Genomic DNA, 9,713 nt, shown 5'->3' with positions numbered 1-9,713 from the left:
CAGGAAGGTGCCGTACGCGCCCGGCGAGCTGAAGGCCGTGGCCCGGCGGGACGGCAAGGCGGTCGCCACCGACGTGCTGCGCACGGCCGGCGCCCCGCACGCGGTGCGCCTGACCGCCGACCGCGGGTCCCTCGCCGCGGACGGCCGTTCGCTGCTCTTCGTGACCGCCGACATCGTCGACGCGCACGGGGTGGTCGTGCCCGGTGCCGAGCACCTCATCGCCTTCCAGGTGACCGGCGGCTCCCTCGCCGGGCTCGACAACGGCCGCCAGGAGAGCGCGGAGCCCTACCGGTCGAGCACCCGCACCGCCTTCCACGGCAAGGCCCTGGCCATCGTGCGCTCCGGCACGGAAGCGGGCACCCTCGAGGTCACGGCCCGGGTGGACGGTCTGCGCAAGGGCACGGTGCGGGTGCGCACCACGCCCGCCCGCTCGGTGGTCCGTACCCCCGCCCCCGGCCTCCGGCCCGACCACCCGGCGCCCGCCGGCCATCCGCTCGCGGACGCCAGTTACTCCGGCCGTCCCGACACCCTGCCCGCCGCGATGCTCGACGGCGACCCGGCCACCGGCTGGTCCAACGCCTTCGTCAAGCCGGCCACCGCGCTGCTGCCCGCGTTCAACGGCGCCCGGGCCGAGGACTGGGTGTCCGTCGACTTCGGCCGCACCCGCACCTTCGACCGCATCGAGGCCTCCTTCACCGTCGACGCGACGCACTCGCTGCCCGCGTCGGCCGGGATCGAGGTAGGGGACGGGACGGGGTACACGCCGGTGACGGGCGCGCGCGTCGAGTGGGCGACCGCCTCGGACACCCCGACGGTGATCACCTTCGACGCGGCCCGCGGCTCGCGCATCCGGCTGACCCTGACCAGCGCCCACCCGGGTGAGGCGAAGGGGGCGGTGCGGCTCACCCGGCTCGACGTCTAGTGCCCCGGGCGGGCGACGTCTGCCCGTGGCGACGGGGCGGACGTCGCCCGCCGGGCACCGGCACGGCACGGCGGTCCGGGCGGGAAAACTGTCGCGTCCGGACGGTTGACGGGATGTCATGTCTCGAACAGCATGGCGTGCGTCCTGTATTTGGGAGCGCTCCCATGCCGTGTGAGGAACCGACATGACACGACGCAGAACCGCCCTGCTCGCCGTGACCGCACTCCTCGCCGCGGCCTTCACCGCGCTGCCGGCCGCCCAGGCCGGCGCCGACGAGACCGAACAGGTCAGGAACGGCACCTTCGACACCACCGCCGACCCGTGGTGGACGAACAACGTCACCGCGGGCCTGTCCGGCGGACAGCTCTGCGCCGACGTGCCCGGCGGCACCGCGAACCGCTGGGACGTGGCCGTCGGACAGAACGACATCACCCTGGTCAAGGGGGAGTCGTACCGGTTCTCCTTCAAGGCCTCCGGTGCGCCCGAGGGACACGTGGTGCGGGCGGTCGTGGGGCTTCAGGTGTCCCCGTACGACACCTGGTACGAGATCAGCCCGCAGCTCACCGTCTCCGGCGACAGCTACTCCTACACCTTCACCTCGCCGGTCGACACCGGCCAGGCCCAGGTCGCCTTCCAGGTCGGCGGCGGCGCGGACGCCTGGCGGTTCTGCCTGGACGACGTGTCGCTCCTCGGCGGGGTCCCGCCGGAGGTGTACGAGCCCGACACCGGACCGCGCGTCCGCGTCAACCAGGTGGCGTACCTGCCGGCCGGCCCGAAGAACGCCACCCTGGTCACCGACGTCACCACCAGGCTGCCCTGGCGGCTGCGCGACGCCGGGGGCACTACGGTCGCCCACGGCTTCACCGTGCCGCGCGGCACCGACGTCTCCTCCGGCCAGAACGTCCAGTCGATCGACTTCGGCGCCTACCGGGGCCGCGGCAAGGACTTCACCCTGGTCGCCGACGGGGAGACCAGCCGCCCGTTCGACATCGGCACCGGCGCGTACGAACGCCTGCGCCTCGACTCGCTGAAGTACTACTACACCCAGCGCAGCGGCATCGCGATCAGTGACGCGCTCCGCCCCGGCTACGGCAGGCCCGCCGGACACCTGGACACCGCCCCCAACCAGGGCGACGCGAACGTCCCCTGCGTGCCCGGTCTGTGCGACTACACCCTCGACGTCACCGGCGGCTGGTACGACGCGGGCGACCACGGCAAGTACGTCGTCAACGGCGGCATCGCCACCTGGGAGCTGCTGAGCACCTACGAGCGCTCGCTGCACGCCCGCACCGGGCGGCCCGGAAAGCTGGGCGACGGCACCCTCGCCCTGCCGGAGAGCGGCAACAAGGTGCCCGACGTGCTGGACGAGGCCCGCTGGGAGCTGGAGTTCCTGCTGAAGATGCAGGTGCCGGACGGACAGCCGCTGGCCGGCATGGCGCACAGCAAGGTCCACGACGCCGAGTGGACCGGCCTGCCCCTGCTGCCCAGTGACGACCCGCAGAAGCGCGAGCTGCACGCCCCGACCACCCAGGCGACCCTGAACCTGGCGGCGACGGCCGCCCAGGCCGCCCGCCTCTACCGTCCCTACGACCGTGCCTTCGCCGCCCGCGCGCTGACGGCCGCGCGCAAGGCCTGGGCGGCCGCCCAGGCCCACCCGGAGATGTACCCGGACCCGGACGACGGCACCGGCGGCGGCGCCTACGCCGACGACGACGCGACCGACGAGTTCTACTGGGCGGCGGCCGAGCTGTACCTCACCACGGGTGAGAAGCAGTTCGCGGACCACGTGCTCGGCTCCCCGCTGCACACCGCCGGCATCTTCGGCAGCCTCGGCTTCGACTGGGGCCGCACGGCCGCGGCGGGCCGGCTGGATCTGGCGACCGTGCCCAGCAGGCTGCCCGGCCGGGACAAGGTGCGCCGGTCGGTGACCGAGGCCGCCGACACCTACCTGGCGACCCTGAAGGCCCAGCCGTACGGCATGCCCTACGCACCGGACGACAACAGGTACGACTGGGGCTCCAACGCCCAGATCCTCAACAACGCCCACGTCGTCGCGGCCGCCTACGACCTCACCGGCGCCGCGAAGTACCGCGACGGCGCGGTCCAGAGCATGGACTACGTCCTCGGCCGCAACGCCCTGAACATCTCCTACGTCACCGGCTACGGCGAGGTGAACTCCCACAACGAGCACAGCCGCTGGTACGCCCACGAACTCGACCCGAACCTTCCGAACCCGCCCAGCGGCACCCTCGCCGGAGGTGCCAACTCGGGCATCCAGGACCCCTACGCGCAGAGCAGACTCCTCGGCTGCGTCGGCCAGTTCTGCTACCTCGACGACATCCAGTCCTGGTCGACCAACGAGAACGCGATCAACTGGAACGCCGCCCTGGCCTGGATGGCGTCGTTCGTGGCGGACCAGGGATAGCCCCCCGGGACCGGGCGCGAGGCCGCCCGGTCCCGGGTGACCGGCAAGCCGCCGTGGCCGGGCGCGTCCAGGGCCACGGCGGCTCCGCCGGACCTGCTGCTCCACCTCCCGGGTACCCCCGGATGTCCACCCTGACCTGCGGCTATTTACGTGCAAGTACCCTCGCGCTACCGTTGGGACATGCCAGCTCTCAACGTGGAGTTCAGCGAGCGCGAGCTAGAGGACCTGCGGCGGATCGCCAAGGAGCGGGGGACGTCGCTGAAGGCCCTGGTGCGCCAGGCGGCCGCGGCCGACATAGCCCGGCACCGCGCGCTGCAGGAGGGCGCGGAGACGTTCCGCCGCTTCTTCGCCACGCACGCCGAGGAGTTCGCGGCCGCGTTCCCCGACGACGAGCCCCCCGGCAGGGGCGAGGCCGCCTGACCCATGCCGCCCGTCCTCCATATCGACGTCCCGTGGCTCCTCCAGCGCCACGAGGAAGTGCTCCCGGAACAGCCGGCGATCAACGACTTCTCGGCCCTGGTCGCCGCCGTCGCCCGGCACCGTGTCGACCCGCCGCGCCTCGGCGTGGACTCCGATCCGGCCTGGCGCGCCGCCGCCCTGCTGCACACCCTCGCCCTGCTCAAGCCGCTGCCGTCGGCCAACGCGCGGTTCGCCTGCGCGACGGCGGTGGCGTACATGTTCGTCAGCGGGGCCGGCATCGACCCGCCCTACGGCGCACTCGTCGACCTCGCCCGGGACCTGATGACCGGCAAGGCCGATGTCTACGGCGCGGCCGACCGGCTCCGGTCCTGGCAGATCTGACCGCCGGGGACGACCCGTTCGAACCGGCTCGCCGCCGCGGCACCCGCCCCCGCCGGCAGGGGAAGTCGCCCCGGGCCGGTGCGGATCGGTCCGGGGCCGCCGGCCGAGGGCGGGAGGAACAGGGCCGGCGGCCGGTGCCGCGCGGCAGAGCCGCCGTTCCGCGCGGGGCCTCGAGAGAAGGACCGGTGCCCAGTGCACTGCGCGGCGGCGGGCGCCGGAAGCGTGCGCGGCGGACCGGCGCGTGCGCGTACTTCACACGGGGCGCACGGAAAGGTGAAAGCACACCTATAGCCTGACTTTCCGTCAAAATCACCGGTGTCTCCGAACTCCTTGTTGCCCTTTGAGGAGTTGTGCAAGGGTGAGCCACTCGAGCGCACACGCACCAAAGGATTCACTCCGTGCCCACCCCCCACCCCCCTCCTCCGTACCCACCGCCCGGCGGGGTCTTCGCAGAGACCGACGAGTCACTCGCGAACCGGCTGCGCGGGAGATCCGAGGAAGAAACCGCCGCCTCCGTAGCCCTGCTGATGGCACGCCACTGGCAACCGGCGCACGACTACGCGGTCATCTGCCTCGCCGCCGACGGCACCGTCGCCCACATGGCCACCGCCACCGCTTTCCACCGGGTCCTCGGCGGGCTGGCGGCGGGCGAGCCGGCCGGCGCCCTGCGGCCCAGGCTGCTGGTGGCGGTGCGCGACACGGTCGCCGACTGGTCGACCGACGACCGCCTGTCCGAGGTGCTGCCGGACCTGGCCGGACCGGCCGGGGGCCGCGGTGTGCGCGCGGCGAGGTCCGTGATCCCGGACAACCGCGTCCTTGCCCAGCGGTCCTTCCAGCAACTGCCGCCGCTCGCGCGGTGCCTGCTGTGGCACACCGAGGTCGAGGCGGAACCGCTCACCGTCCCGGCCGCCCTGCTCGGCATGGACGCCGACACCGCGGCGGCCGCCCTCGAACAGGCCCGGGACAACTTCCGTCAGGGCTGCGTCCGCGCCCACCGGGACCTGGCGCCGACCAAGGAGTGCCGCTTCTACAACCGTCTCCTCGACGTGCCGATCCGGCGCGGCGGCGCGCTGCTGCCCGATGTGCGCCGGCACCTGGCCGGATGCGACTACTGCCGGTACGCCGCCGAGCAGCTCGGCGACATCGAGGCCGGCACCGGCCCGCTGCTCGCCGAAGCGGTCCTCGGCCGGGGCGCCCGCCGCTACCTCGACTCCCGCCCCGGCCGCACCGACGCGGCCGCACCGCGCGGCCGTGGCACCCCCCGGCGCAGCGGCGGACGGCCCGGCGGGGGAGGGCGGCAGCGGGTGCGGATCCCCCTGCCGGCGCGCCGTGCCCCCTCGGCTGCCCGGTCACCGAAGACACTGCTCACCGGCGTCGGCCTGGCCTCGGCCGGGCTGCTCGCGACCGTCCTGGCGATCAGCCTGCTGTCGGACGGCGGGGACGGCACCGACCCGGTCGCCGCTACCGGCGCCTCCGGCTCCCGTGCCACGCCCGGCACGTCCGTCTCCCCGCCCGGCGCGGCGGAGCTGCCCGCCGCGACCCGGCGGACGCGGCTGCGCAACGCCGCTGCCGGGCTCTGCCTGGACACCGACGGCAGGCCCAGGGCCGGCGGGAGCGTGCTGCTGGCGATGTGTTCGCCGGCGGTCACCCAGCAGTGGACGTACGAGACCGGTGGCCTGCTGCGCAGCGCGGCCGACCCCGACCTGTGCCTCGACTCGCACGCGGACGCCGGTGTGGTCGTCCTCGGCACATGCGCCGAGGAGAAGGCGGGGCGGGCCGACGACGTGCGCTACGACCTCACCGTGCACGGCGAGTTGCTGCCCCGCTGGGACGAGACCCTCGCCCTCACCACCGCGGGCGAGGAGGCAGGCGCCGACATCGTCGTCAAGGTCCGCGACAGCTCCACCGGGCAGCGCTGGCTGACCGACCCGCCGTCGGCGAGCCCCGGCTCCCTGTCGGTCACCGGCACCGAGGGGTCCTCCGTCGAGCCGGTGGACCTGCCCGGCGGCGGCACGCGGCGCTGACGGCCAGGGTTCACGCGGGTCCCTCGAGGTCGCCGGGGCCGACGGTGGCGGGGCCCGCGTGCCCGGACAGGGCGAGGGTGAGGTCGAACTCCGCGAGCAGGCAGCGGATGACGTGCTCCACGCCCGCCTGCCCGTCGAGACCGAGCCCATGGACGTACGGCCGGCCCAGCAGGACCGCCCGCGCGCCGAGGGCGAGTGCCTTGAAGACGTCGTCGCCGCAGCGCTGCCGTTGCCCGCGCTGCCCGCCACGTAACCGGCCGGACCGGGGCCCAGCCGGTGTTTCCACGAGCTCCTCCAGCCGGGACAGGTCGGTGGGCAGGCGCGGCACGGCACCCGTCATCCCGTTCAGGTAGATCTCGTACGGGAAGTCCGCCCAGTGCTCCGCCATCCGTACGCCCCGCCTCTCGTCGCCGCTCGTGCGCCGAGCCGACCATGCCGGCGGGCAGGGCGCGGGAGCCGCCCCCGGGCCGCCGGCCGGCCCGTGCGGGTCCGGGCCGGTTCGAGCGGCCGGACGGCCGCCGAACGCGACCGGCGCCGCGGCTGTACCGGAATGTTTCAGGCCTATTAACGACCTGGTGAAATCCAGCCAGTTGGCGATTTGAGGCGATCAAGAACCGCTCAGTTTCGGTGTTCGAGCGTTCGGATGCCGTGACTTCACGCCACTGATTCAACACGCAAGGTTACTGAAACCTATGGGTTCGATGTGAGATTCGGCGGCGGACTCGGCAGAGTGGCGCACGCCGTCCCGGCACCCACCGGTCCGGGCCGGCGACCCGTCTATCCGAGCGGAAGGATGCACACAATGCGGACCACCGCGCGCTGGGCAGCGACCATCGGCCTCACGGCCGTGACCGTCTGCGGACCCCTGACCGGGGCCGCCGTCGCCGCACCGGGCAGCGCCCCGTCGTCGCTCTACGCCCCCTCGGCCCTGGTGCTCACCACCGGCCACGGCGAGGGCGCCGCCGCCACACCGGAGCGCGCCGTCACCCTCTCCTGCGCCCCGACGGCCTCCGGCACGCACCCGGCCGCCGGGCAGGCCTGCGCGGAACTGCGCGGCGCGGGCGGTGACCCGGGCGGCCTGAAGAGCGGCGACGACGTCTTCTGCACCAAGCTCTACGACCCCGTCGTCGTCACGGTCGAGGGCGTCTGGCAGGGCAAGCGCGTCTCCTACGAGCGCACCTTCCCCAACGCGTGCACGAGGGACACCTACGGCGCCCTCTTCGCGTTCTGAGACCGGGATCGCCGGTCCTCGTGACCACCGGAACAGGCCCGCAGCTGGGGAGTGCGGGCCCTTGTCCCGGGGCCCGGCGATCTCGCACCGGGGGACGGCGGGCGGAGTGGGGCCTCCCGCCGCCCCCGGTTTCACGGCCGCTTCCCGGGCTGCCCGTCCCGGGGCACCCCGGGAAGCGGCGGAAAGCCGCCCCGGCGGGCCGAACGGCGCGCGGCTCTCAGCTCCGGCGCCGGTGACTGGTGTCGCACCAGGGGTAGCGACGGCTGCGCCGGCAGGTGCACAGGGCCACGCGGAACCGGTCCGAGGACACCGTGCTGCCGTCCTCCAGCTCCACCTCCACCGGACCGTCGACGAGGATCGGGCCCCGTCGCCGCATGGTGACGCGCCGCGGCGGGACAGACGGCTGCGCGTCCAGGGACGCGTCCGGTCCGGCGGGCTCGCTCGGTTCAGCAGGCTCGTTCGGCACGGACGACCACCAGCTCTTCCTCCTGCTCGGCCGCCGCCAGCAGCCCGCGCTCCCGCAGCCAGCCGTGCCGGCCCCGCAGCACCGGCCCGAAGTCGATCCAGCGGCAGCGGATCACCGTGGCCTTGAGCCCGGCCTGGCGCAGCAGCTCGAGGGTGCGCTCGGGGCCGCTCAGCGCGGAGTGGACGACCAGCAGGACTCCGCCGGGGCGCAGCAGTGCGGGGGCGTCCCGGCAGATGCGGTCCAGGACGAGGCGGCCGTCGTGGCCGGCGTCCCAGGCCCGGGACCGGCCACGGGGCTCGGGCCGGGTGTCGGGCGACGGTACGTAGGGCGGGTTGGCCAGGATCAGGTGGAACGACCGGCCGTGCACGGGTCCGAAGAGGTTCCCGCGCCGGATGCGCACCGGAAGCCGGGCCAGCCACGCGTTGAGCCGGGCCGTCCACACCGCCCGCCGGGACACGTCCACCGCGGTCACGTGGGCGCCCCGCCGGGCGGCGACCAGGGCGAGGGCGCCGCTGCCGGTGCCCACGTCCAGCACGCGGGCACCCGGTTCCAGCGGCTCCTCGGCCAGGGCCTCGGCCAGCAGCTCGGTGTCGTCCTGGGGCGCGTACACGCCCGGAAGTACCAGTTCGTTCACGGGACGCGGGTACCCCGCCCTTCAGGAGGTATGGTGCATTTCCTGAGGAAGCGGTATCCGCAGGGAGGACTCTCCCGCGCGCCAGGCGTCCAGCAGCCGCCGGGCGAGACGCTCCTCCAGGTATCCGGTCGCGTCGATGCCGAAGGCGATGTCCGCCGCCAGCCCCGGATCCTGTTCGAGCAGTCCGCCGATGACGTCGTGGCGCACCACCTGCTCGTGCACCGCGTCGGCCTCCACGTGCTCGTCGTAGAAGAACTCCGCGGCCGGCCCGGCGCCCGTGCGGCGCATCGCCTCGGCCAGCCGCCGGGAGCCGGGGGAGGAGGTGATCTCCACCGCGGCGAAGTGCCCCACCAGGGCACCGCGCAGCTCCCGGTGCAGGCCGAACAGGGACATCAGGTTCACCGTCGCCAGCACCTCGGCCGTCCCGGCGTCCAGGTAGCGGCCGTACGTGGTGTCCAGGCCGAGGTCCGTCATCAGGTCGGCGAAGAGGCGGGCGTGCACCCGGTCGGCGCGGCCGCCGCCGTACTCGTCGAACTCCACGGCGGCCATCGCCGCCTTGGGCCGGCCCCACAGGCGCGGCAGCACCCAGGCGTGCGGATCGGCCTCCTTCAGGTGGTACAGGGAGCGCTGGGCCGCGTACTCCCGCAGCTGCCACAGCTCGCCCTCGTCGCGCAGGTAGTGGCTGACGCCGGTGCCGTCGACGGGTTCGACGAGGGTCTCCGCGAGAGCGTCGTCGAGGCTGTCGTGGGCCGGGGTTCCGGTGCGCAGCGCGGACAGGAAGCGCCGCTCCATGACCGCCCGGGCGCGCAGCAGGTCCGGGTCCCACTCGCGGTCGGGGGCCACGCCCGCGAAGCCGCGGTAGTGCAGCTCGTAGCAGAGGTAGAGGGCGAGCTGCAGGTCGTCGCCGTACACGTCGGCCGCCTCGATCGCCTCTTCGGGCGGTGGCGGGCCGGCGCCCAGCAGGTACGCCTCGACGGCCGCGGAGACCGGGCCGCGCGCGGAGGGCAGCGCGGGCACCGCCGGTGAAGGCGGAGTCGGAGGTCGACGCCAGGGTCGCTCCCGAGGTGCCCACCGTGCCCGCCGAGCCGGCCTTGCGACGTCAGCCGCACAGAGGCCTGGACGGCGACCTGCTCCGGGCAGACTGGCGATGGGCAGCGCGATCACGGCGTTCGCGCTCTTGCCGGTTCTCACCGCCTCACGCAGCATGACC

The 9,713-nt window shown here is 74.1% G+C and carries 9 protein-coding genes and 1 pseudogene; 6 read left to right on the top strand and 4 right to left on the bottom strand.

Annotation, left to right across the window (positions count from 1 at the left end):
- The 5 genes from ABZX30_RS37000 to ABZX30_RS36980 all read left to right on the top strand — a co-directional run.
- The coding region (locus ABZX30_RS37000; protein WP_355942530.1) for a discoidin domain-containing protein at window positions 1-922 on the top strand (922 nt) is incomplete at its 5' end.
- Window positions 923-1,106: 184 nt separating this feature from the next.
- Window positions 1,107-3,347, top strand: a complete 2,241-nt coding sequence (locus ABZX30_RS36995) for a glycoside hydrolase family 9 protein (RefSeq protein ID WP_355942527.1) — start codon at window positions 1,107-1,109, stop codon at window positions 3,345-3,347.
- Between the two features lie 180 nt (window positions 3,348-3,527).
- The gene (locus ABZX30_RS36990; RefSeq protein WP_355942524.1) at window positions 3,528-3,767 is read left to right on the top strand and encodes a hypothetical protein; all 240 of its coding nucleotides are present in this window, start codon (window positions 3,528-3,530) and stop codon (window positions 3,765-3,767) included.
- A gap of 3 nt (window positions 3,768-3,770) precedes the next feature.
- Window positions 3,771-4,148, top strand: a complete 378-nt coding sequence (locus ABZX30_RS36985) for a toxin Doc (RefSeq protein ID WP_355942521.1) — start codon at window positions 3,771-3,773, stop codon at window positions 4,146-4,148.
- Between the two features lie 398 nt (window positions 4,149-4,546).
- Window positions 4,547-6,172 carry an RICIN domain-containing protein gene (locus ABZX30_RS36980; RefSeq protein WP_355942518.1) on the top strand — a complete coding sequence of 542 codons (1,626 nt, stop codon included), beginning with the start codon at window positions 4,547-4,549 and terminating at the stop codon, window positions 6,170-6,172.
- Window positions 6,173-6,182: 10 nt separating this feature from the next.
- On the opposite strand, the pseudogene ABZX30_RS36975 reads toward ABZX30_RS36980, so the two are convergent.
- Window positions 6,183-6,389, bottom strand: a pseudogene (locus tag ABZX30_RS36975) (alpha-hydroxy-acid oxidizing protein); the annotation flags it as partial.
- Between the two features lie 585 nt (window positions 6,390-6,974).
- Here ABZX30_RS36975 and ABZX30_RS36970 point away from each other — a divergent pair.
- Entirely contained in the window at window positions 6,975-7,403 is a 429-nt protein-coding gene (locus tag ABZX30_RS36970) for a subtilase-type protease inhibitor (protein WP_355942515.1), read from the top strand.
- Window positions 7,404-7,620: 217 nt separating this feature from the next.
- On the opposite strand, the gene ABZX30_RS36965 is transcribed toward ABZX30_RS36970, so the two are convergent.
- From ABZX30_RS36965 to ABZX30_RS36955, 3 genes are read right to left on the bottom strand one after another with little or no spacing between them, the layout of a single operon-like run.
- Window positions 7,621-7,818 carry a CDGSH iron-sulfur domain-containing protein gene (locus ABZX30_RS36965; protein ID WP_355942533.1) on the bottom strand — a complete coding sequence of 66 codons (198 nt, stop codon included), beginning with the start codon at window positions 7,816-7,818 and terminating at the stop codon, window positions 7,621-7,623.
- 31 nt (window positions 7,819-7,849) lie between these two features.
- The gene (locus tag ABZX30_RS36960; RefSeq protein ID WP_355942513.1) at window positions 7,850-8,503 is read right to left on the bottom strand and encodes a HemK2/MTQ2 family protein methyltransferase; all 654 of its coding nucleotides are present in this window, start codon (window positions 8,501-8,503) and stop codon (window positions 7,850-7,852) included.
- Between the two features lie 21 nt (window positions 8,504-8,524).
- Window positions 8,525-9,520 (bottom strand): iron-containing redox enzyme family protein, encoded by a 996-nt coding sequence (locus tag ABZX30_RS36955; protein ID WP_355942510.1) that lies wholly within the window; start codon window positions 9,518-9,520, stop codon window positions 8,525-8,527.
- Between the last annotated feature and the right edge of the window lie 193 nt (window positions 9,521-9,713).

Origin of the sequence: Streptomyces sp. NPDC004542, assembly GCF_040610035.1 — a bacterium.
Lineage (GTDB): Bacteria > Actinomycetota > Actinomycetes > Streptomycetales > Streptomycetaceae > Streptomyces.
Note: the sequence above shows the minus strand (reverse complement) of the source record. Positions and strands in the feature narration are given on the sequence as shown.

What these genes read in the sequence shown, in the direction of transcription:
- ABZX30_RS36995 (WP_355942527.1), top strand. Translation starts at nt 1,107, where the DNA reads ATGACACGACGCAGAACCGCCCTGCTCGCCGTGACCGCACTCCTCGCC.
- ABZX30_RS36970 (WP_355942515.1), top strand. Translation starts at nt 6,975, where the DNA reads ATGCGGACCACCGCGCGCTGGGCAGCGACCATCGGCCTCACGGCCGTG.
- ABZX30_RS36990 (WP_355942524.1), top strand. Translation starts at nt 3,528, where the DNA reads ATGCCAGCTCTCAACGTGGAGTTCAGCGAGCGCGAGCTAGAGGACCTG.
- ABZX30_RS36985 (WP_355942521.1), top strand. Translation starts at nt 3,771, where the DNA reads ATGCCGCCCGTCCTCCATATCGACGTCCCGTGGCTCCTCCAGCGCCAC.